This is a genomic window from Streptomyces sp. Ac-502, assembly GCF_045222935.1.
Classification (GTDB): Bacteria; Actinomycetota; Actinomycetes; order Streptomycetales; family Streptomycetaceae; genus Streptomyces; species Streptomyces monomycini.
Genome location: NZ_JBHFFO010000001.1, coordinates 8,202,604 through 8,222,875 on the forward strand (window position 1 = coordinate 8,202,604; position 20,272 = coordinate 8,222,875).

Annotated in this window: 19 protein-coding genes and 3 pseudogenes; 10 read left to right on the forward strand and 12 right to left on the reverse strand. The window is 73.6% G+C overall.

What is annotated here, in order from left to right:
- Positions 1 to 40: 40 nt before the first annotated feature.
- The 6 genes and pseudogenes from ACEXOX_RS37235 to ACEXOX_RS37260 form a co-directional block, all read right to left on the reverse strand.
- A complete protein-coding gene (locus tag ACEXOX_RS37235) occupies positions 41 to 1,738 on the reverse strand; it encodes a nitrite/sulfite reductase (protein ID WP_406525208.1) in 1,698 nt (565 codons plus the stop codon).
- A 204-nt stretch (positions 1,739 to 1,942) separates the two neighbouring features.
- On the reverse strand, positions 1,943 to 2,026 hold the full coding sequence (locus ACEXOX_RS37240; protein ID WP_331785330.1) for a putative leader peptide: 84 nt from the start codon (positions 2,024 to 2,026) through the stop codon (positions 1,943 to 1,945).
- 183 nt (positions 2,027 to 2,209) lie between these two features.
- A complete protein-coding gene (locus ACEXOX_RS37245; RefSeq protein ID WP_406525209.1) occupies positions 2,210 to 2,776 on the reverse strand; it encodes a GNAT family N-acetyltransferase in 567 nt (188 codons plus the stop codon).
- 97 nt (positions 2,777 to 2,873) lie between these two features.
- Positions 2,874 to 2,999, reverse strand: a pseudogene (locus ACEXOX_RS37250) (LLM class flavin-dependent oxidoreductase); the annotation flags it as partial.
- A gap of 24 nt (positions 3,000 to 3,023) precedes the next feature.
- Positions 3,024 to 4,304: a GAF domain-containing protein gene (locus ACEXOX_RS37255; RefSeq protein ID WP_406525210.1), complete on the reverse strand. Its 1,281-nt coding sequence runs from the start codon at positions 4,302 to 4,304 to the stop codon at positions 3,024 to 3,026.
- A 437-nt stretch (positions 4,305 to 4,741) separates the two neighbouring features.
- A pseudogene (locus ACEXOX_RS37260) lies at positions 4,742 to 6,411 on the reverse strand (acyl-CoA dehydrogenase family protein).
- Between the two features lie 18 nt (positions 6,412 to 6,429).
- Between ACEXOX_RS37260 and ACEXOX_RS37265 the strand changes: the two are divergent.
- On the forward strand, positions 6,430 to 7,629 hold the full coding sequence (locus ACEXOX_RS37265) for a YihY/virulence factor BrkB family protein (RefSeq protein ID WP_406525211.1): 1,200 nt from the start codon (positions 6,430 to 6,432) through the stop codon (positions 7,627 to 7,629).
- Between the two features lie 129 nt (positions 7,630 to 7,758).
- On the opposite strand, the gene ACEXOX_RS37270 is transcribed toward ACEXOX_RS37265, so the two are convergent.
- The 4 genes from ACEXOX_RS37270 to ACEXOX_RS37285 form a co-directional block, all read right to left on the reverse strand.
- Complete coding sequence (locus tag ACEXOX_RS37270) at positions 7,759 to 8,124, reverse strand: hypothetical protein (protein ID WP_406525212.1); 366 nt, start codon at positions 8,122 to 8,124, stop codon at positions 7,759 to 7,761.
- Positions 8,117 to 8,656, reverse strand: coding sequence for a YcxB family protein (locus ACEXOX_RS37275; RefSeq protein ID WP_406525213.1), 540 nt, complete (start codon positions 8,654 to 8,656; stop codon positions 8,117 to 8,119). Before ACEXOX_RS37275 ends, ACEXOX_RS37270 begins: the two co-directional genes overlap by 8 nt.
- A 103-nt stretch (positions 8,657 to 8,759) precedes the next feature.
- Entirely contained in the window at positions 8,760 to 8,990 is a 231-nt protein-coding gene (locus ACEXOX_RS37280; RefSeq protein ID WP_406525214.1) for a hypothetical protein, read from the reverse strand.
- Positions 8,987 to 9,184, reverse strand: coding sequence for a hypothetical protein (locus ACEXOX_RS37285; protein ID WP_406525215.1), 198 nt, complete (start codon positions 9,182 to 9,184; stop codon positions 8,987 to 8,989). Before ACEXOX_RS37285 ends, ACEXOX_RS37280 begins: the two co-directional genes overlap by 4 nt.
- A 133-nt stretch (positions 9,185 to 9,317) precedes the next feature.
- Here ACEXOX_RS37285 and ACEXOX_RS37290 point away from each other — a divergent pair, with 133 nt between their 5' ends.
- The 3 genes from ACEXOX_RS37290 (at position 9,318) to ACEXOX_RS37300 (ending at position 11,205) form a co-directional block, all read left to right on the forward strand.
- Positions 9,318 to 10,049, forward strand: coding sequence for an XRE family transcriptional regulator (locus ACEXOX_RS37290; protein ID WP_406525216.1), 732 nt, complete (start codon positions 9,318 to 9,320; stop codon positions 10,047 to 10,049).
- A 149-nt stretch (positions 10,050 to 10,198) separates the two neighbouring features.
- Entirely contained in the window at positions 10,199 to 10,369 is a 171-nt protein-coding gene (locus ACEXOX_RS37295) for a hypothetical protein (protein WP_406525217.1), read from the forward strand.
- Between the two features lie 260 nt (positions 10,370 to 10,629).
- Entirely contained in the window at positions 10,630 to 11,205 is a 576-nt protein-coding gene (locus ACEXOX_RS37300; protein WP_406525218.1) for a restriction endonuclease, read from the forward strand.
- Positions 11,206 to 11,221: 16 nt separating this feature from the next.
- On the opposite strand, the gene ACEXOX_RS37305 is transcribed toward ACEXOX_RS37300, so the two are convergent.
- Entirely contained in the window at positions 11,222 to 12,031 is an 810-nt protein-coding gene (locus tag ACEXOX_RS37305) for a hypothetical protein (RefSeq protein ID WP_406525219.1), read from the reverse strand.
- Positions 12,032 to 12,197: 166 nt separating this feature from the next.
- Positions 12,198 to 13,957: pseudogene (locus tag ACEXOX_RS37310) on the reverse strand (IclR family transcriptional regulator C-terminal domain-containing protein).
- A 287-nt stretch (positions 13,958 to 14,244) separates the two neighbouring features.
- Here ACEXOX_RS37310 and ACEXOX_RS37315 point away from each other — a divergent pair.
- From ACEXOX_RS37315 to pcaC, 6 genes are all read left to right on the forward strand, one after another.
- Complete coding sequence (locus ACEXOX_RS37315) at positions 14,245 to 15,084, forward strand: CoA transferase subunit A (RefSeq protein ID WP_406525220.1); 840 nt, start codon at positions 14,245 to 14,247, stop codon at positions 15,082 to 15,084.
- Positions 15,084 to 15,866, forward strand: a complete 783-nt coding sequence (locus ACEXOX_RS37320) for a CoA-transferase subunit beta (RefSeq protein ID WP_406525221.1) — start codon at positions 15,084 to 15,086, stop codon at positions 15,864 to 15,866. Before ACEXOX_RS37315 ends, ACEXOX_RS37320 begins: the two co-directional genes overlap by 1 nt.
- Positions 15,867 to 15,938: 72 nt before the next feature.
- A complete protein-coding gene (gene pcaH, locus ACEXOX_RS37325; protein ID WP_406525222.1) occupies positions 15,939 to 16,802 on the forward strand; it encodes a protocatechuate 3,4-dioxygenase subunit beta in 864 nt (287 codons plus the stop codon).
- On the forward strand, positions 16,802 to 17,593 hold the full coding sequence (gene pcaG, locus ACEXOX_RS37330; RefSeq protein WP_406525223.1) for a protocatechuate 3,4-dioxygenase subunit alpha: 792 nt from the start codon (positions 16,802 to 16,804) through the stop codon (positions 17,591 to 17,593). Before pcaH ends, pcaG begins: the two co-directional genes overlap by 1 nt.
- Complete coding sequence (gene pcaB, locus ACEXOX_RS37335) at positions 17,580 to 19,019, forward strand: 3-carboxy-cis,cis-muconate cycloisomerase (protein WP_406525224.1); 1,440 nt, start codon at positions 17,580 to 17,582, stop codon at positions 19,017 to 19,019. Before pcaG ends, pcaB begins: the two co-directional genes overlap by 14 nt.
- Positions 19,016 to 20,269 carry a 4-carboxymuconolactone decarboxylase gene (gene pcaC / locus ACEXOX_RS37340; RefSeq protein ID WP_406525225.1) on the forward strand — a complete coding sequence of 418 codons (1,254 nt, stop codon included), beginning with the start codon at positions 19,016 to 19,018 and terminating at the stop codon, positions 20,267 to 20,269. The genes pcaB and pcaC overlap by 4 nt, the downstream gene beginning before the upstream one ends.
- The last annotated feature ends 3 nt before the right edge of the window (positions 20,270 to 20,272 follow it).

Consider the following 20,272-nt stretch of genomic DNA (forward strand, 5'->3'; position numbering starts at 1 on the left):
TCCCCGCAGTACGGGCAGTAGAACGGCGCGGCCCGCCCGCTCACTTCAGCGCACCCTCTTCCGCGCGGGCGGCCCAGGTGGCGAACCGCTCGCCCTCCGCGCGCTGCTCCTGGAACCGGGTCAGCACCCGCTCGACGTAGTCGGGCAGCTCGTCGGCGGTGACCTTCAGGCCGCGGACCTTGCGGCCGAAGCCCGCCTGGAGGCCGAGCGCGCCGCCCAGGTGCACCTGGTAGCCCTCGACCTGGTTGCCGTCGGCGTCCAGCACCAGCTGGCCCTTGAGACCGATGTCCGCGGTCTGGATGCGGGCGCAGGCGTTCGGGCAGCCGTTGATGTTGATGCTGAGCGGCTCCTCGAAGTCCGGCATCCGGCGCTCCAGTTCGTCGATGAGCGAGGCGCCGCGCGCCTTGGTCTCGACGATCGCCAGCTTGCAGAACTCGATGCCGGTGCAGGCCATCGTGCCGCGCCTGAAGGGCGAGGGCCGGACCTGGAAGTCCAGCGCCTCCAGCCCCGCGACCAGCGGCTCGACCTGATCCTCGGTCACATCGAGGATGATCATCTTCTGTTCGACGGTGGTGTTCAGCCGGTCCGAGCCGTGCGCCGCCGCCAGTTCGGCGATCTTGACGAGGGTGGCGCCGTCCACCCGGCCGACGCGCGGCGCGAAGCCCACGTAGAACCGGCCGTCCTTCTGGCGGTGCACGCCCACGTGGTCGCGCCAGCGCGAGCTGGGCTCGGCGGGCGCCGGGCCGTCGGCCAGCTCGCGCTTCAGGTACTCGTTCTCCAGTACCTCGCGGAACTTCTCCGGACCCCAGTCCGCCATCAGGAACTTCAGCCGGGCGCGGTTGCGCAGCCGCCGGTAGCCGTAGTCACGGAAGATCCCCACGACGCCGGCCCACGCCTCGGGCACGTCGTCCAGCGGCACCCACGCGCCCAGCCGTTCGCCGAGCCGCGGGTTGGTGGACAGGCCGCCGCCCACCCACAGGTCGAAGCCGGGGCCGTGCTCGGGGTGCTCGACGCCCACGAAGGCGACGTCGTTGATCTCGTGCACCACGTCCTGCACCGGCGAGCCGGAGATCGCGGTCTTGAACTTCCGCGGCAGGTTGGAGAATTCCTTGCTGCCGATGAAGCGCCGCTCGATCTCCGCGATCGCGGGCGAGCCGTCGATGATCTCGTCGGCCGCGATGCCGGCGACCGGCGAGCCGATGATGACACGGGGGCAGTCGCCGCACGCCTCGGTCGTCGACAGGCCGACGGACTCCAGCTTCTCCCAGATGGCGGGGACGTCCTCGATGCGGATCCAGTGCAGCTGGATGTTCTGCCGGTCGGTGATGTCCGCGGTGCCGCGCGCGTACTCCTGGGAGACCTCGCCGATGGCCCGCAACTGCGCGACGCTCAGTCGGCCGCCGTCGACCCGGACTCGCAGCATGAAGTGCGTGTCGTCCAGCTCCTCCGGCTCCAGGACCGCGGTCTTGCCGCCGTCGATGCCGGGCTTGCGCTGGGTGTACAGGCCCCACCAGCGCATCCGGCCGCGCAGGTCGCTGGGGTCGATCGAGTCGAAACCGCGCTTGGCGTAGATCGTCTCAATGCGTGTCCGCACATTGAGACCGTCGTCGTCCTTCTTGAACTGCTCGTTGCCGTTCAGCGGAGTGAAGTGACCTACGGCCCACTGGCCCTCACCGCGGTGGCGTCCGGCCTTGCGGCGGGTCGTGGCGGAACCGGTGCGTTCGGGGGTGGCGGCCATGGCGGTATGTCCTTCTGGGCGGCTCGGTGAGGGCGGGGGCGGGCAGCGGCAACCCCGCCATGACCTGCGAAGACGCGCCTCGGCGCGGAGTGGCGCGAGGTGCTGGGTACAGAGATGCCCGGGGCAGGCCGGATCGGGGTGCCCGCGCGTCCGCGACGGTGGGGACGGCGAAAAGGCGACGTGGCTGTGACGTTGCTGAGGCTGTCAGCCCGCCGGACAGATGGCGCTGGACAGGCGGCCGAGGTCGACGTGCCGCCGACTCACCAAGGCAATTCCAGCTGTAGACATGACGGAAGCGTGTCATGGCGCTCTTGGGCCAGTCCACCGTCTTCCAGAATATGGACGGGAGTGTCCCGCATTCCGAGAAACCGTGGTGCCGGTCACGCCACGGGAGGGCGGGTTCCGTGGCCCCCGCCCTCCCGTTTTACGGCATACCGACAGGAATGACCGTCCGTCCTCGGCTGCCCGCGGTCAGGCGCCCGGCCACGGCCCCGGAGCGGGCACCTCCGCCTCTTCGGTCTCCTCGGCCGCGTACACCCGGAACCCGCGGCGCCGGTAGTTCTCCAGCGCGTACGGCCCGTCCTTGCTGCACGTGTGCACCCACACCCGGCGCGTCTTCTCCCGCTCCGGCCACCGCTCGTCCAGGTCCCAGGCCCGCGCCGTCCCGTACGTCAGCAGATGCCCGCCGATCCGCCGCCCCCGGAACGCCGGCAGCAGCCCGAAGTAGCTGATCTCGACGACCCCTTCGGCCTGCGCGTCCAGCTCCACGAACCCGGCCGGCGTGTCCCGCTCGTACGCCACCCACGTCTCCACACCGGGCCGCCCGAGGAACTCCTCCCACTGCCCGTACGACCAGCCCAGCCGGTCGGTCCAGGTGATGTCCCCGCCGACGGACGTGTACAGGAACCGGCTGAACTCCGGCGAGGCCACCTCCGCACGGGCAACCCGTATCCGCTGCTCCGCCGGGGGAGCGGTGGCGGGGGCGAGGTCGTCGGGCGCGGTCTGTTCGAGGTACCAGGTGGTCACGGTGAGCGTCATGGGGGCAGCACATCACAGGGCCGAGGCCGTACGGCTGCCGCGGGGCCCCGGTGGGCGGCCGGGCCACGCGGACCGCCCTCGCGCGGCCCGGCCGGGATCACCGCACCGAGTCCGCGATGCGGTCCACCTGGTCCGGGTCGGTGGCCCGGCAGTAGAGCATCACCTCGTCGGCACCGATGGCGCGGAAGGTGGCCACCGCGTCGCGGATCCCGCGTTCCGTGGTGGGAGGGCGAGCACGGGCGCCCCCTCACGCGTGCCGTGCCGCCAGCACCGCCGGGGCCGTCGAGTGCGGCAGCAGGTCCACCGGGCTCGGCGGCAGCCGCAGTTCCACGTCCACCCCGTCGGCGAAGCGGTACGGGCGGTGCGCCAGCACGCTCGCGAGGTGGCGGCGCAACCGGGACAGCTCGGCCCGTACCGTCACCGTCCGGGCGCGGTCCCCGAAGAGGTCCTGCGCCAGGTCGGCCGCACTGCGCCCCTCCGGCCGGTGCGCCAGTACGAACAGCACCTCCGCGTGGCGCGGACTCAGCTCGTGCGTCCAACTGCCCGCCGGGCCGGTGACCGTCACCGCCGGCCGGGTGCGGCTGCCGAGATCCAGCAGCACCTGGCTGGCCCGCGGCTCCTCGCCCTGCGGCGCGCCGACGCGGATCAGCCAGCCGCCGGGCAGCGGCTCCAGCGTGCACATCCCGTAGCGCGGCAGCCACAGCGGCCCGGCCTCCGGGGACTTGGGCAGGGTGACCCGGTCCGGCGGTGCCAGCCCGGTGACCGCCGCGGTCCAGCCGTCCTTGTCGACGGCCAGCGCCTGTCCGCCGAGCCGGGCCAGTACGGGCGCGGCGCTCGCCCGCAGCCGGTCCAGCGCGCCGTGGTGCCGTTCGCGCAGCTCGCTCTCCGCGAGCCGGGCCACCGCGGAGACCAGCGACAGCGTGCTCGGGTGGAAGGTGTACGCCGGGCCGCTCACGTCCACGATGCCCAGCAGCCGCCCGTCGCGCGGATCGTGCAGCGGCGCCGCCGCGCAGGTCCACGTGTGGTGGGTACGGACGAAGTGCTCGGCGGAGTGCACCAGGACCGGGCGGCGGGCCACCAGCGCGGTGCCTATGGCGTTGGTGCCGACGACCTCCTCGGTCCAGTCCGCGCCCTTGTCGAAGCCGTGCCGGTCGGCCATCCGCCGGACCGGCGCGCAGCCCTCCCGCCACAGCACCCGGCCCTCGGCGTCCGTGACGACCATGATCTGCTGGGCGGCCTCGACGGCCGGCAGCAGACCGCTGTTGAACAGCGGCAGCAGCGACGCGAGCCGGGAGCTGTGCCGCCGGTGCTCCAGCTCCTCGACGGTCAGCGGCCGTTCGCGCCGGTCCCGGTCCGGGTCGACACCGCGGTCCAGCGCCCGGCGCCAGGACTCGCAGATCACGGCACGGGGCGCGGTGGCCGTCCGGCCGCCGCAGAGCGCGGCCTCACGGAGCGAGGCGAGCCGCCGCGTCGTCTCGCGTACCTCCTGGGCCGACCAGATGCCCATGTCGCTCGGTCTGTCGCTCACGCTCTTCTCTCCGTCGTGCACTGTCCGTGGCTTGCCGCCCATGGTGCCGTCACCGGGCCGCTCGGAGCGCGGTATTGCGTCAATTGGTTGCAACCGGCTGCAACTGTTGTGGCCTATGACGGCGGCGAGCAAGGTGACCGGCAGGGCGAGAGGGGGCAGCGTCATGGTGAGCAGAACGCCTCGTGCCGTCGCGGCCGCCGCTCCCGGAGCCCGTGCCGCCGGCCGCCGCCGCGTCGCGGCCGCCTTGTACGGACCGCCGCGGCGACGGGCGGCGACAGACCTCGCGGGCCGGTCCTGAGGACCGGTCCGAGACCGGGGAGCGGCGCCGGGTCGGCGCGGCACCGCTCCCCGCCCACACGGTGGCGGGCCCCGGACCCGACCCCCTCCTGAGGGACCGGGCCCGCCACCGCGTACCTCACCGCGCCGACTCGGCTACCTCACCGCTCCGCCACCGGCCGCGCCCGCTCCACGATCGCGCGCAGCGCGAGGGTGTGCGGCAGGGTGCCGAAGGACGTGCCGTGGTCGGTGCCCAGACGTGAGGCGCAGAACGCGTCGGCGACCTCGGGCGGCGCGTACCGTACGAGCAGGGAGCCTTGGAGGACCAGCGCCAGCCGCTCCCCCAGCCGCCGGGCGCGGGCCTCGATGCCCTCCAGATCGGCCAGTTCGGTCAGCAGCCCCTTGATCGCGCCGTCCAGCCGGTGGTCGGCGCCCCGGGCCGTCCCGATCTCCGTCAGGAACGCGTGCAGCGCCGCCGGTTCGCGGCGCAGCGCCCGCAGCAGGTCGAGGGCCTGGACGTTGCCCGATCCCTCCCATACGGAATTCAGCGGCGACTCGCGCAGCAGCCGCGGCATGCCGGACTCCTCCACGTAACCGTTGCCGCCCAGGCACTCCAGCGCCTCGGCGGCCACCGGAGTGCAGCGCTTGGTCACCCAGAACTTGGCCGCGGGCACCGCCAGCCGCAGGAAGTGCCGCTCCTGGTCGGTGTCCGCGTCGTACGCCGCGGCGAGCCGCAGCGCCAGCGCCGTCGCCGCCTCCGACTCCAGCGCCAGGTCCGCGAGGACGTTGCGCATCAGCGGCTGATCGGCGAGCGGCCTGCCGAACGCCTCCCGGTACGTGGTGTGGTGCAGGGCCTGCGCCACCGCCTGCCGCATCACCGCCGCCGAGCCCGTCACGCAGTCCAGCCGGGTCGCCGCGACCATCTCGATGATCGTCGTGACACCGCGTCCCTCCTCGCCGACCCGCCGCGCCCAGGTCGTGCCGTCGAACTCGACCTCGGCCGACGCGTTCGCGCGGTTGCCGAGCTTGTCCTTGAGCCGCTGGATGCGGAAGGAGTTGCGGCTGCCGTCCGGCAGCACCCGCGGCAGCAGGAAACAGGAGAGCCCGTCCCCGTCCGCCCGCCGCGCCGGGTCCCCCGACGTCCGCGCCAGTACCAGGAACGCGTCCGACATCGGTGCCGAGCAGAACCACTTGTGCCCCGTCAGCACGTACTCCCCGTCGCCGGAGAGTGGTTCGGCCACCGTACCGACGGCCCGTACGTCACTACCCCCTGCTTCTCCGTCATCGCCATCCCGGCCAGCGCGCCCGGCTTCTCCGCCACCGGCCGCAGCCCCGCCTCGTACACCCGCGAGGTCAGCAGCGGCTCCCACTCCGCCGCCAGCGCCGGGTCGGCCCGCAGCGCCGGCACCGCCGCGTGGGTCATCGACAGCGGACAGCCGTGGCCCGACTCGGCCTGCGTCCACACCAGGAACCCCGCTGTACGCCGGACGTGCCCGGCCGGCCGTGACCAGGCGTCGGTGAGCCCGGAGGAGACGGCGTGCCCCAGCAGCCGGTGCCACGCCGGGTGGAACTCCACCTCGTCCACCCGGTGGCCGTAACGGTCGTGGGTACGCAGGACGGGTGGATTGCCGTCGGCCTGCGCGCCCCAGCGCTGCGCGTGGGCGGAACCCGCCGCGCGGCCCAGCTCGCCCAGTTCCTCGCGCACCTCCTCCCGGAGAGCGGGCGGGACGTGCCGCGCGACGCCCTCGGTGAGCGCCGCGTCCGCCGCGAAGACGTCGTACCCGACCAGCGGCGGAGGCTGGTTCGTGACCGTATGAGTGGTGGCTGCCATGGCAGCTACGGTAAAGACGTGCAGCCAGTGAAAGAAGCAGCGCAGCGGCCGTCCGGCCGTCTGCACAGGGCCCGGGTCCTGTACCGGAACGTCTCCAAACGCCGCCTCGCCTGGCTGCTGCTGAAGGACACCGTCAACTCCTGCATGGAGTACCGCGTCACCGGGCTCGCCGCCGAGGCGGCGTTCTTCTGCCTGCTGTCACTGCCGCCGCTGCTCCTCGGCTTCATCGGCCTGCTGGGCTACATGGAGCCGTGGATCGGCCAGGAGACCATCGACCACATCCGCGAGAACATCCTCAGCGCGTCCGACACGCTGCTGTCCAGCAAGGGCGTCAACGAGATCGCCCGGCCGCTGCTCGACGACATCTTCACCGGCCGCCGCCCGGACGTCATCTCCCTCGGCTTCGCCATCGCCCTGTGGTCCGGCTCTCGCGCGGTCAACGTCTTCGTCGACACCATCACGATCATGTACGGGCTGGACGGGCGGCGCGGCATCGTCCGCACCCGGCTGCTGGCCTTCGTGCTCTACCTGGCCGCACTGGTCGTCGGCGCGGTCGCGCTGCCGCTGATGGTGGTCGGCCCGGACACCGTCGTCAGCTGGATGCCGGCGAGCGAGACCGCCATCCGTGTCCTGTACTGGCCGGTCGTCCTCATTCTCTCCGTCGCTTTCCTCACGACCCTCTACCACGTGTCCGTACCGGTGCGCTCACCGTGGCGCGAGGACATCCCCGGCGCGGTCGTCGCCCTCGCCATGTGGGTCCTGGGCAGCCTCCTGCTGCGCGTGTATCTGACTCAGACCGTCGAGGGGCCCACCATCTACGGCTCCCTCGCCGCACCCGTCGCCGTCCTCCTCTGGATCGGCGTCTCCGCCTTCGCGGTCCTGGTCGGCGCGGCCATGAACGCCGCCCTCGACCGCGTATGGCCCTCGGTCGCCACCGCCGCGGGCCGCGCCGAGAAGGAACGCCGGGCCCGCGAGGTGGCCGCGGCCCAGCGCTCCGCCCTGGCGGCCGTCGGCTTCGGCGCCACGGCCGTCTCCGGGGAAGCGGCCCTCACCGGCGACGCGCAGCCGGACGACGAGGAGGAGGACGACGGCGACGAGGACGACGACCCGGGCGCACCGCCCCCGGCCGAATACCCCGAACGCTGGGCCCACTTCCTGCCCCCGGCCGACATCCGGGCACGACTGCACACGTACACGAAGCGCCACTGGCGGCCCTGAGGGGCGAGTGCCGGTCCTGCGGGGGCCTCACCCGGGAGCCCGGCCCTGAGGGGCCTCACCCGGGAGCCCTGGACGGCTGCCCCCCCGGAGAGCTGCCTCCTGTACGGCTGCCCCCGGCGCATCCTCGCCCTACAGCGTGCACAACCCGTACACGCCGAGGGCCCCGGTCCCCAGCGCGACGAAGGCCGCGCCCAGCCCCCACCACGCGGCCGTCCGCCCCACACCGGTGCGCCGGGCCTCCCGGAAACCGACCACCGCGGTCAGTACGGACGCCGACGCCACCACCGGAGCGAGCAGCCACGTCAGGACGACGAGCCAGCACAGCACCGACAGGCCGCACAACGGCCAGGACAGGTAGACGCAGGGATTGGTCGCGCCGCGGCCGCGCAGGTGGGCGTCCGGGACGTTCGGGACGGCCGGGACGTACGAGGCGGCCGGTGTCGACGGATGCCGGGGCCATAACGCGGACGCGGGACCGCTCCGGTCGTCAGACACGGGTCAGCCGCCCTTCGATCAGGGCCCGCAGCCGCTCGGCGTCGGCGGGATGGGACGCGCCGCGCTTGGGCAGGATCGTCATGTCCGTGATGTTCCGGTCCCCGCTCAGCAGCACGAACGCGCGCGGCGTCTCGGCGTAACGATTCACCGCCCGCCAGGTGAGGGTGCTGGTCCGCTGCCGGTTCGTGACCGTGACCCCGCTCTCGTCCACCACCGCCCGGAACTCACCCATCGCCTCGGTCCGCCGGTGGAACTGCCGGGCCAGCATCCGGGGCGACAAGAACATCATCACGAGCAGCGCCACCGGTATCACCACCAGAGGCACGTCCACGGTCCCCTCGGCCACCCAGGTCCACACCATGACCCCGAGCAGCAGCACCGCCCCCACGATCACCAGCAGCCGGTAGCGCCGCGCGGCAACCGAGACCCGCGCCCGGGCCCGCAGCCCTTCACGAAAGTCTTCGACGGCCATCCGGTACGCGAACTCGATCCGCGTCCCGGTCCCTGCCCCGGTATGTGGTTCAGCGGACATGTTCCCCCTTGTGCATGGAAATTCAGGACGAAAGCTTATCGTCCGGATATGGGCGCACCATTTATCGGGTGGCGGGTCCTGGGGCGGGGCGGGGAACGGGTGGTCAGTCGGCCCGGGTCACCCGCGCGTGGTCGGAGACCACACGCCGGAACAGATCGTGGCCGGTCAGGCCGCTGTGGCACAGAGCCCACTGCTGAGCGGCATCCTGGTCCTCCTGGAGGCCGGACTCGGCGTCGCATCCGGCGGCGGTGCAGAAGGCTTCGTAGGAGACGCCGCCTTCGGGTACGTGCCGGATCGTATGCGGCACATAGCGGTAGACGGCGCGGCTGCTCACTGGTGGCCTACCGGATGGCGTCGCAGGTAGACGTTGCAGTCGGTCACGGTGGTCAGGTCGCCGACGGCGCGGGCCCGGTCCCGGACGTTGACGAGTTCGGTGCAGCCCGCGCAGCCGTCGACGGGGGCAGGGGCCGTCTCCAGTGGCAGCGGCAGGACGATCGGGGTGGTGGAGTACGGCGTCGGATTGGTCATGCGATCCAGGGTGAAGCACCCTCAAGGACGAACCTGTACCTGGTTGGGGACAGTTGGGGCGTCGAGGCGCTACGTTCGCGAGAAGGCCCAAACGTCCAGGGGAGGGGTCTTGAACACTGCCCTACGCTCGGCTATGGCGACCGCCGGCCTCAGCCCCCGGCGCCTTGCCGTGCGCGTAGGTGTCACCGGTAAGACGGTCGAGAGATGGCTGGCCGACGCGGAATTGACACCCCATGCACGAAACCGCGAGGACGCCTGTCGGGCGTTGGGAGTGGGTGAAGAGATGATCTGGCCGCAGTCGGTCAAGGGCCGCGTCAAGAGTGGGTACGACCGGGAATTGGTGCACAGCTATCCGTACCGGTCCGCCTGTCCCTCCGATGTGTGGGGCGAGCTGATCCGGGGCGCGGGCAGGGAGCTGTTCTTCGCGGGGTACACGAATTACTTCTTGTGGTCGCAGGTGCCGGCGTTCTCCGAGACGCTGCGGCGGAAGGCCGGCGCGGGATGCCGGGTGCGGTTCCTGATCGGTGATCCGGAAGGGGATGTCACTCGGGAACGGGAGCGTTCGGAAAAGGTGACGCTGACGGTCTCGACGCGAATTCGTACCACGCTGGAGCAACTGGACCGTATGGGGCCGGTGGACGGTCTGGAAATCCGGTTCAGCGCTGCCGAGGACGCCGTTTATCACGTGGGTCTCTCGGTGTTCCGCTTCGATGACGAGGCGTTCGTGACGCCGCACCTTGCCCGGCTGGTGGGGCACGACGCGCCGCTGCTGCATCTGCGCAGGCAGGCGGACGGTGGCATGTTCGACCGGTTCGCCGAACACGCCGAGGAATTGTGGGGGCAGGGGAGCCGCGTGTCCGCGTAGGGGGATGGGCGGGGCTTGGTGTGCTGAATTCGGGTGGTCGGGTGCGTGGGGCGGGGGTGGTGTGGGGCGGGCGGTGGGCGGGTGCCGCATGGTGGTTTTCGGGGCTTCGGAATTCTGCCGCCTTTCGCCGCCTTCTCCTTGGGAGACCCGTGCATTCGATGCTGATGTCGTCGGCCGCGCCGATGGCGGTGGTGTTCGTCGTGGGGGCGGTCGTGCTGGCCGTGGCGCGGGATCTGGAGCATGCCCGGCGGAGGCGTGTGCGGCGCGGTGGTGATCATGGATCGGCTTTCGCGGGGCAGGAGACGGACGAGGAGTCATGACCGTCCCGCGGAAGTGAAGGAGCACCGCCTGTGGCCGCACCCATGGGAGTTGACGGGCCGTCGGCCCGGCGTCGTGTCCGTACGTTTCCGATGCGGCGGACGGTGTTCGTCCTGGGCGTCCTCGGTGCCCTGGTGACGGGTGGGTTCCTCGCCGTGCGCGAGATGTTCCGGTGGGCGGTGCAGCATCCGGGCGCGGCCACCCTCGTGACCGTCGTCGCCCTCCCGTTCGTACTGGCGTTGGTCGTCGTGGCGGTGCGGGGATGCCGCGCCTGCGCGAGCTGCGGCGGGCGGCCCGGGAGGGGAAGGCGGAGGCGGAGGCGGAAGTGGCCAGGGCGGTCGCGGCGGAGGAGGCCGCCGTCCCGGTCGTGGAGCAGGAGGGCGCCCCGGTCGTGGAGCAGGCCGCAGCCCCGGTCGTGGCGGGCGACCCCGAGCCCACCGCCGTCATGTGGAGCGTCGAGGACTACCTCGCCCTGGACGCGGACGCCTTCGAGCAGGCGATAGCCCGGCTCTGCGAGCGGGACGGCTGCCGGGACGTGCGGGTCGTCGGCGGCGCGGGGGACCTGGGCGCGGACGTCCTGGCCACCACGTCCGACGGCCGGCGGATCATCGTCCAGTGCAAGCGCTACTGCGCGACGAACAAGGTCGGCTCCCAGGACATGCAGCGCTTCGGCGGCACCTGCTACACGGTGCACGAGGCCGATGTCGCGGCCGTCGTCACCACCAGCGCCTTCACCGAACCGGCCACCGACTACGCCGACACCTGCGGCATCCGCTGCTTCGACGGCGACCAGTTGGTGGCGTGGACGAACGGCGCCGGGCCGGCGCCCTGGGCGTGATCTCCGCGGTCACCGCTCAAGCGCCGCTCTTCACCTTGGCGCCGCGGTCGTCGCACGGCAGGGCGGCTCCGGGGGCGTCGGCGTGGAAGTCGCGGGTGGCCTGCTGTTCGACGTTGGTGATGGCGGTGGGGCCGACGGAGATGGCTCCGCCGAAGGGCCGCTCGGCGTCGTGGACGAGCAGCAGGGTGGCGGTGAGCAGGGCGGTCACCATGGCCAGGGTGGCGAGCTGGGGCTGGTTGTGGCGCCGGGGGATGCACAGGCACAGGGAGATGACGGTGATCGAGAGCAGGACGAGCATGAACCAGTAGATCGCCGCGGGAACCGCCGCGGTCGACTCCGTCAGCCGGGCCTGGCGGGCCTTGGCCCGGGTGTCGTCCGCCCCCACGAGCATGCCGAAGGCGCCTTGGTCCGTGCCGATGTCCTTGAACGCGCTGCGCAGATCGGCGGTCCAGACACTGGGCACGGGGGAGCGGTGCCCGTCGGTCATGGCCGGCCATTCGTAGTGGTGCACCGCGCGGGCGTAGCAGACGACGTCGGCCTGGACCCGGCGGCGTTGGGCGGCGTCGGGGAGGAACTCCGCCGTCTCCGCGAGGTGGTCGGCCGCGTTGGCCTCGGTGTGCACGGCCTCCTCGGCCCTGTTGTAGGAACCGGCGGCCGTGGCCAGCACGAAGGCGAGGATCAGTACGGTCAGGGTCTGCACCGGGCTGATCAGGTCCTTGACCGACAGCCCCACGTCGTCGGCCTCGGAGTCGTGGCGGCGCAGGAAGTGGTGGGCGATCAGGCCGAGGATCAGGGCGACGACGGCCACCACGATGGTGACGAACATGAGGGGGTCTCCGGGAGAGGGGTCAGGGCTCGATGCCGCTGGTCTCTGTTCCCGGTGCCTTTGCCTTGCGGGGGCGACGGGCATACGGACTCGCTCGGGCGGTCACCCTTATGGGTGCCGCTTCTGGGCCCGTCGGCGGTAACGGCACCGGCCCCGCCGACCCCGCTCAGGCGAGCGGAACCCGCAGATACCGCCCCGCCGTGCGCAGGTCCGCCTCGATGCGCGCGGCGGCCGCCCGCAGCGGAGGCAGGAAGGCGTCGCGGTCCTGGGCGGGGAGCGGCGGCCCGCGTGGGTGGAGATGTTGACGGCGGCGACGACGCGGCCGTGCCGGTCGCGTACGGGGACGGCGATGGAGCGCAGGCCCTCCTCCAGTTCCTCGTCCACCAGGGCGTACCCGGCGTCGTGCACCTGGTCGAGAAGGGCGGCGAGGCGCTCGGGGGAGGTGACGGTGTGCCGGGTGAGGGGGTGAGGCCGGAGCGGGCGAGGTGGGCCGCGCGGGCCGCCGGGGCGAGGTCCGCGAGCAGGACCCGGCCCATGGAGGTCGGGTACGCGGGGAAGCGGGTGCCCACGGTGATGTTGACGCTCATGATCCGTACGGTGGGGACCCGGGCGACGTACTGGATGTCCGTACCGGACAGCACCGCCATCGACGCGGAGTCGTGCACCTGCTCCACCAGAGCGGTGAGGTGGGGCCGGGCGATGTCGGAGAGGGCCAGGCCGGAGAGCGGGGCGAAGCCCAGTTCGAGGAGTTTCGGTGTGGGGCGGAAGAGGCGGCCGTCCGTGGCGAGGTAACCGAGGTGTTCGAGGGTGAGCAGGGCGCGCCGCGCGGTGGCGCGGGCCAGGCCGGTGGCCTCCGCCACGGCGGTCAGGGGAGTGCGGCCCGGCCGGTGCCGAACGCGGTGAGGGCGAGCAGGCCGCGGGCCAGGGACTCGACGAACTCGGGGCCCAGTTCCTGCTTGGAGGCGCGCGTCCAGGAGGCGTGCCGGGCGGTGGACGGTCTGGAGGGGGAGGTGGCGGCGGGTGGGGCCGGGGCGGCCGGGGAGCGTTCCGGGGCCGGGGTGGCCAGGGTGTGTTCCGGGGCCGGGGTGGCCAGGGAGCGTTCCATCTCGGCGACGGTTGCGCGCAGCCGGGGGAGGACGGCGGCGGGGAGGTCGCCGGCGGTCAGCCGGCTGGTGTGGCTGACGACGCTCACCACGCACACGGGGCGGCCCCGGGGGTCGCGTACGGGCATGGCGACGGCGACCAGGCCCGGCTCGATGAGCTGGTCGTCCAGTGACCACCCCGCGGCCCGCGCCGCTTCGACGCGGGAGGTGAAGTCCGCGGCGACGTCCGCCGGTCCGGTGCCGCCCCCTCGTACCGGCGCGGCGGTACGGCCGGGAACCCGGCGTCCGTGGGGTCCGCCGCGCGCCGCTGCCGCCAGCGCAGCCAGGCGTTCTCGTCCCAGTCGGCGGCGAACAGCGCGCCCACGGCACCCCGTTCGGCGGGCAGCAGGTCGCCGATGCGGAACGCGAGCGACATCGCCCGCCGCCGCGTCGCCTGGTGCACGAAGCGCACTCCGTCGCCGTCCGGCACGGCGAGCGAGACCGACTCGTCGAGCGCGTCGGCGAGCCGGTCGGCGGCCGGGGCGAGCCGGTCGGGCAGTTCGGAGGCGGCCAGGTAGGCGTTGCCGAGCTCCAGCAGGCCGGGGGCGAGCACCGCGTCCCGGCCTTCGAGGCGTACGTGGCCCAGGCGGGCGAGGGTGCTCAGGACGCGGTCGACGGTGGAGCGCGCCAGTCCGGTCGCACGGACCAGGTCGCCGACGGCCTGCCGTCCGCCGCCGCCGGCGGAGAGCGCGCGCAGCACGGACAGGCCGCGCATCAGCGGGCCCACCGCCTCCTGGGGCGGCGCCGGCGGCGGCAGTGGGGTGTCGGTGGCGGGGTGCGTCATGGGGCTCTCCACGGTGCGGACGTCTCGCCGGAACCGTACTCGCCGCCCCGTTGACAGGGCCGGGAGCGGGGATCAGACTCAGGGCACGCCGATTATGAACAGAAGTTCACTTGGCGAACGGGCGGGTGCGGCGAGGCGGTGGGACGTTCTGCCGGGCGCTGTGGAGCCCGGCCGGGCGGTCAGGAATCTGCCGGGCGGTCAGCGGCCGGCCGGACGGACCGGGGCTCGCCGGGCGGTGGACCGTTCTGCCGGGGCGCCGGCACCCAGGACGACGCGAGGGCGAGGACATGGCCGACATCCGTTCCCTGCACGACGCCGTGCGGGACCTGGTCCACGACGGGGACACCGTCGCGCTGGAGGGCTTCACCCACCTGATCCCCTTCGCCGCGGCGCACGAGATCATCCGGCAGGGCGTCACCGGCCTGACGCTGGCCCGCATGACCCCGGACGTGGTCCACGACCAGCTGATCGGCGCGGGCGCCGCCCGCAAACTGGTCTTCTCCTGGGGCGGCAACCCCGGCGTCGGCTCGCTGCACCGCTTCCGCGACGCGGTCGAGAACGGCTGGCCGCACCCGCTGGAGCTGGACGAACACAGCCACGCGGGAATGGCCAACCGCTACGTCGCCGGTGCCTCGAAGCTGCCGTTCGCGGTCCTGCGCGGCTACCGCGGCAGCGGCATCCCCGGCCGTACGGACACGGTCGCCACCGTCACCTGCCCGTTCACCGGCGAGGAGCTGGCCGCCGTGGCCGCCCTCAACCCGGACGTCACGGTCGTCCACGCCCAGCAGGCCGACCGGCACGGCAACGTGCAGTTCTGGGGCCTGACCGGGGTGCAGAAGGAAGCGGTGCTGGCCGCCGGGCGGGTGCTGGTCACCGTCGAGGAGATCGTCGAGGGCGCCCTGGAGCCCCGGCCCGGCTCGGTGGTGCTGCCCGGCTGGGTGATCGACGCCGTCGCGCTCGTGCCCGGCGGCGCCCACCCCTCGTACGCGGCCGGGTACTCGGTCCGGGACAACGCCTTCTACCAGCAGTGGGACGCCGTCTCCCGCGACCGGGACACGTTCCTGCGGTGGCTCGACGAGAACGTGCGAAACGCACGAAACGTGCGGAACGTACGGAAGGGGTCTTGATGAGCGGTACGGAAGGTGCCGCGCGCTGCGGCCGCGACGAGCTGATGGAGGTCAACGCGGCCCGCGCGCTGGCCGGCGCGCGGAGCTGCTTCGTCGGCATCGGACTGCCCAGCACGGCCGCCAACCTGGCGCGCCGCACCGTCAATCCGGACCTGGTCCTGGTGTACGAGTCGGGCACCATCGGCTCCCGGCCGACCCGGCTGCCGCTGTCGATCGGCGACGGCGAACTGGCCGACACCGCCGACGCGGTGGTGTCCGTGCCGGAGATGTTCAACTACTGGCTCCAAGGCGGCCGGATCGACGTGGGCTTCCTCGGCGCCGCCCAGCTCGACCGGTTCGCCAACATCAACACCACCGTCGTGGACCGCGGCCCCGACCGGCCCGAGGGCCGGCTGCCCGGCGCGGGCGGCGCCCCCGAGATCGCCGCGAACTGCGGTGCGGTGCTCATCGTGCTGCGGCACACCCGCCGCAACCTGGTGCCCGCACTCGACTTCGTCACCACCGTCGGGCACGGCGCCGGACCGGGCGACCGCGCCGCCCTCGGCATGCGCGGCGCCGGGCCCACCGCCGTCATCACCGACCTCGGCATCCTGCGCCCCGACCCGGACACCGCCGAACTCGTCCTGAGCGCGCTGCACCCCGGAGCGACGGCGGAACAGGCACGGGAGGCGACCGGCTGGGACCTGCGCGTCGCACCCGACCTGACGGTCACCCAGGCGCCCACCGACGCCGAACTGTCCGCCCTGCGCGCCCTCAAAGCAGCCGGCGGGCGGGCATCATGACCCACTGGGCGCCTCCGGTGCCCGGATCGCCGGTACGCAGCCACCACAGGCTCTACCCCTGGAGAACTCGCGATGACTCCACCCAGCGCATCCGCCGCCCCGGCACCCCCGGCCGCCACCGCCCACGCGGACCCGGCCGCCGTACCGGAGGCACCGTCCCCCGGCCACGAACCGCAGTCCGCCATCGACCGTGAGATCGCCGCACTGCACACGGCCGCCGCCCACGTCCGCACGGCGGGCGGACCCGTACCGGCGCACCCCGGCCGCGACTTCGCCCCGTACCGCAGCACCCGGCTGCGCCACCCCGTCCAGCCCCTGGCCGCGATCGACGCGCTGCGCGACCCGGAGGCCGTCGAACTGGCCGGGCCCGCCTTCGGCGGCACCGACGTCACCGCCCTGGACGCCGACCTCACCCGGCAGCACGCCGGCGAGCCGCTCGGCGAGCGGATCACCGTCACCGGCCGGGTACGGGACCGCGCCGGACGCCCGGTGCGCGGCCAGCTCGTCGAGATCTGGCAGGCCAACGCCGCCGGCCGGTACGCCCACCGGCGCGACCAGCACCCGGCGCCGCTCGACCCGAACTTCACCGGCGTCGGCCGCTGCCTGACGGACGACGCGGGCCGGTACGCGTTCACCACCGTCCGGCCAGGCGCCTACCCGTGGCGCAACCACCACAACGCCTGGCGCCCGGCCCATGTCCACTTCTCGCTCTTCGGCACCGCCTTCACCCAGCGGCTGGTCACCCAGATGTACTTCCCCGGCGACCCGCTGTTCCCGTACGACCCGATCCTCGCCTCGTGCACCGACCCGCGGGCCCGTGCACGGCTGGTCTGCGCCTACGACCCGGAACTCGGGCGCACGGAGTGGTCCCTCGGCTACCGCTGGGACATCGTGCTGGACGGACCGGCCGCCACCTGGACCGAGGAGGACCGCTGATGTCCGCGAGCCCGCACGAGGCCATCCCGTACGAGACCGCGCCGCGCCGCGAAGGCGTGCCGCAGCAGCCCGCCCCGGCCCCGGAGGCGTCCGAGAAGCCGGAGGCGTTCCAGAAGCCGGAAGCGGCCGAGGAGCCGGAAGCATCCGGCGAACCGGGAGCGCCCGAACCGCTCGCCCCCACCCCCTCCCAGACCATCGGCCCTTTCTACGGTTACGCGCTGCCGTTCCCCGGCGGCGGTGACATGGCTCCCGCCGGGCACCCCGACACCGTCACCCTCTACGGCCGGGTCGTGGACGGCGTGGGGGAGCCGGTGCCGGACGCGCTGCTGGAGTTCTGGCAGGCGGGGCCGGACGGGAGCCTGCGCGGCGCGCCCGGTTCCCTGCGCCGCGACCCGGCGACCGGCGCGGTCGTCGGCCGTGACGGCGTGGACTTCACCGGTTTCGGCCGGGTGCCCACCGACGCGGACGGCCGCTACGTCCTGCGCACCCTGCCCGCCACGGCCCCGGCGGGCCGCCCGGACGCGGCGCCGTACATCGCGGTGTGCGTCTTCGCTCGCGGTCTGCTGCACCACCTGTTCACCCGCGTCTACTTTCCCGGGGACACGGCGGCCCACGCGGCCGACCCGCTGCTCTCCCGGCTGCCCGCGCACCGGGCGCGCACGCTGGTCGCGCGGGCCGACGGCGAGCGCCGGTACCGCTTCGACATCCGCCTCCAGGCGGCCGACGCCGGAAACGGTGCGGCGGCAGGCGGCGAGGAGTGCGAGGAGACGGTTTTTCTTGAGTTCCGCTGACTACGGTCTGCTGGGGCCGGGCCGGGCGGATTCCGCCGTCGAGGCCGCCACCGGCGACGCCGCGTACGTACGGGCCCTGCTGGACGCGGAAGCGGCCCTGGTCCGGGCGCAGGCGACGGTCGGTCTGGCACCGCCCGCGGCGGCCGAGGCCGTCACCGCCGCGGCAGGTGACGCTGACCGTGACGATCCCCGCGACCTCGCGGTACGGGCACGCTCCGGCGGCAACCCGGTCATCCCGCTCGTCGCCGCGCTCACCACCGCCGTGGCCGGACGCGACGCCGGGGCCGCCGCGTACGTCCACCGCGGCGCCACCAGCCAGGACATCCTCGACACCGCCACGATGCTGGTCTGTTCGCGCGCGCTGGAAGCCGTGCTCGCGGACCTGGACGAGACCGCCGCGGCCCTGGGGCGCCTGGCGGCCGAGCACCGCGACACCCCGATGGCGGGCCGTACGCTCACCCAGCACGCGGTACCGGTCACCTTCGGCCTCAAGGCGGCGGGCTGGCGCGGGCTGGTCCTGGACGCCCGGGACCGGCTCACCGCCGTACGGTCCGCGCTGCCCGCCCAGTTGGGCGGCGCGGCGGGAACCCTCGCGGCGTTCCACGCGTTCGCGGAGGCCGACGGCTCGCAGCCGGACTCCGGCCCCGGCACGGATCTCGGGCTGCGGCTGCTCACCGCGTACGCGGCCGAGACCGGCCTCGCCGAGCCCGACCTGCCCTGGCACACGCTGCGCACCCCCGTCGCCGACCTCGCGGGCGCGCTGGCCCACACTGCCGGCGCCCTCGGCAAGGTCGCCGCCGATGTGCTGGTCCTGTCCCGCACGGAGACCGCGGAGCTGGCCGAAGGCAGCGGCGGCGGTTCGTCGGCCATGCCGCACAAGTCCAACCCGGTACGGGCCACCCTGATCGCCGCCGCTGCCCGGCAGGTACCGGCCCTGGCCGGGGTGCTGTACGGGGCGCTGGCCGCCGAGGACGAACGGCCGGCCGGGGCCTGGCACGCGGAGTGGCAGCCGCTGCGGGACGCCCTGCGCCTGGTGGGCGGCGCGGCCCGGGACGCCGCCGAACTGACCGCGGGCCTACGGGTGCGCCCGGAGAGGATGCGCGCGAACCTCGCCGCGACCGGCGGATTGATCGTCGCCGAGCGCCTGGCGGCCGTACTCGGCGCCCGCCTCGGGCGGGACACCGCGAGACGGTTGCTCACCGACGTGGCGCGCCGGACGGCCGAGGAGGGCACCGGCCTGGCCGAGGAACTGGACCGCGCCCTGCGCGTCCGGCATCCCGCAGTCTCCGATGCCTTTCCCGCGGCGCGGCTGCGGGAACTGGCCGACCCGGCCGCGTACACGGGGTCGGCGGGCGCGCTCGTGGACCGCGCCCTGCGCCGCCCCGGTACCCGCCGCGCCGCACCGACCGTTCAGGAGAACGTATGACATCCCCCGTTCCCCCGTACCACCGCGAGGACGGGCCCGCCGACGCGCCTCCGCTTGTCCTGGGGCCGTCCCTCGGCACCTCGCTCCAGGTGTGGGAGCCCCAGGTGGAGGCGCTGGCACGCCGGTTCCGCGTGGTGCGCTGGGACCTGCCGGGGCACGGCGGGACACCGTCCGACGTGCTCTTGAACGCGAGCACGAACACGGGCGCAGGCACCGATACCGGCACGGGCCTGGGCGCGGGCACCGGCACCGGCCGTACGGACGGGCCCTGCACGGTCGCCGGCCTCGGCGGCCTCGTCCTCGCCCTCGCCGACTCCCTCGGCATCGACCGGTTCGCGTACGCGGGCATCTCCCTGGGCGGCGCGGTCGGTGCCTGGCTCGCCGTGCACCACCCCGACCGGATCGCGTCCCTCGCCCTGGTCTGCTCCGCCGCCCGTTTCGGCGAGCCCGCGGCGTGGCACGAACGGGCCGCCCTCGTACGGGAACAGGGCCTCGCGCCGGTCGCCGCCACGGCCGCCGGCCGCTGGTTCACCCCGGCCTTCGCCGGATCACCGGCAGCGGACGCACTGCTGGCCGGGCTACGGACCGTGGCACCCGAGGGATACGCGGCCTGCTGCGACGCGCTCGCCACGTACGACCTGCGCGGCGACCTGGACCGGATCGGCGCGCCCACCCTCGTCGTCGCGGGCCGAGACGATCCCGCGACGCCACCCGCCCACGCCCGCGAACTCGCCGACGGCATTCCCGCCGCGAGCCTGACCGAAATCGCCGGCGCCGCCCACCTGGCCAACGCCGAGCAGCCCGTACCCGTCCTCGCCGCGCTCCTCGGCCATCTCACGGCCGTCCCGGCGCCGGAACAGCCCACCGACGACCGCCCCCGGCACGCCGCCGGCACCGCCGTCCGCCGTGCCGTCCTGGGGGACGACCACGTCGACCGCGCGGCCGCCCGCACCACCGCCTTCACCGCCGTCTTCCAGGACTTCATCACCCGCTACGCCTGGGGCGAGATCTGGACCCGCCCCGGACTGTCCCGGCACACCCGCAGCTGCGTCACGATCACCGCCCTGGTGGCACGCGGCCACCACGACGAACTGGCCCTGCACCTGCGCGCGGCCCTGCGCAACGGGCTGACCCCCGAGGACATCCGCGAAGTACTGCTCCAGTCGGCCGTCTACTGCGGCGTCCCGGCGGCGAACTCCGCGTTCGCGCTGGCCGACCGCGTCCTCGCCGAGCACCGCGAAGAGAGCTGATCC

Excerpts from the sequence above, each read along its gene's own strand:
- ACEXOX_RS37275 (WP_406525213.1), bottom strand. The coding sequence starts at position 8,656 with ATGTCCGCTGAACCACATACCGGGGCAGGGACCGGGACGCGGATCGAG.
- ACEXOX_RS37315 (WP_406525220.1), top strand. The coding sequence starts at position 14,245 with ATGGCCGACATCCGTTCCCTGCACGACGCCGTGCGGGACCTGGTCCAC.
- pcaG (WP_406525223.1), top strand. The coding sequence starts at position 16,802 with ATGTCCGCGAGCCCGCACGAGGCCATCCCGTACGAGACCGCGCCGCGC.
- ACEXOX_RS37290 (WP_406525216.1), top strand. The coding sequence starts at position 9,318 with ATGGCGACCGCCGGCCTCAGCCCCCGGCGCCTTGCCGTGCGCGTAGGT.
- ACEXOX_RS37320 (WP_406525221.1), top strand. The coding sequence starts at position 15,084 with ATGAGCGGTACGGAAGGTGCCGCGCGCTGCGGCCGCGACGAGCTGATG.
- ACEXOX_RS37305 (WP_406525219.1), bottom strand. The coding sequence starts at position 12,031 with ATGTTCGTCACCATCGTGGTGGCCGTCGTCGCCCTGATCCTCGGCCTG.
- pcaH (WP_406525222.1), top strand. The coding sequence starts at position 15,939 with ATGACTCCACCCAGCGCATCCGCCGCCCCGGCACCCCCGGCCGCCACC.
- ACEXOX_RS37240 (WP_331785330.1), bottom strand. The coding sequence starts at position 2,026 with ATGTCTACAGCTGGAATTGCCTTGGTGAGTCGGCGGCACGTCGACCTC.
- ACEXOX_RS37285 (WP_406525215.1), bottom strand. The coding sequence starts at position 9,184 with ATGACCAATCCGACGCCGTACTCCACCACCCCGATCGTCCTGCCGCTG.
- pcaC (WP_406525225.1), top strand. The coding sequence starts at position 19,016 with ATGACATCCCCCGTTCCCCCGTACCACCGCGAGGACGGGCCCGCCGAC.
- ACEXOX_RS37300 (WP_406525218.1), top strand. The coding sequence starts at position 10,630 with ATGCCGCGCCTGCGCGAGCTGCGGCGGGCGGCCCGGGAGGGGAAGGCG.
- ACEXOX_RS37245 (WP_406525209.1), bottom strand. The coding sequence starts at position 2,776 with ATGACGCTCACCGTGACCACCTGGTACCTCGAACAGACCGCGCCCGAC.
- ACEXOX_RS37235 (WP_406525208.1), bottom strand. The coding sequence starts at position 1,738 with ATGGCCGCCACCCCCGAACGCACCGGTTCCGCCACGACCCGCCGCAAG.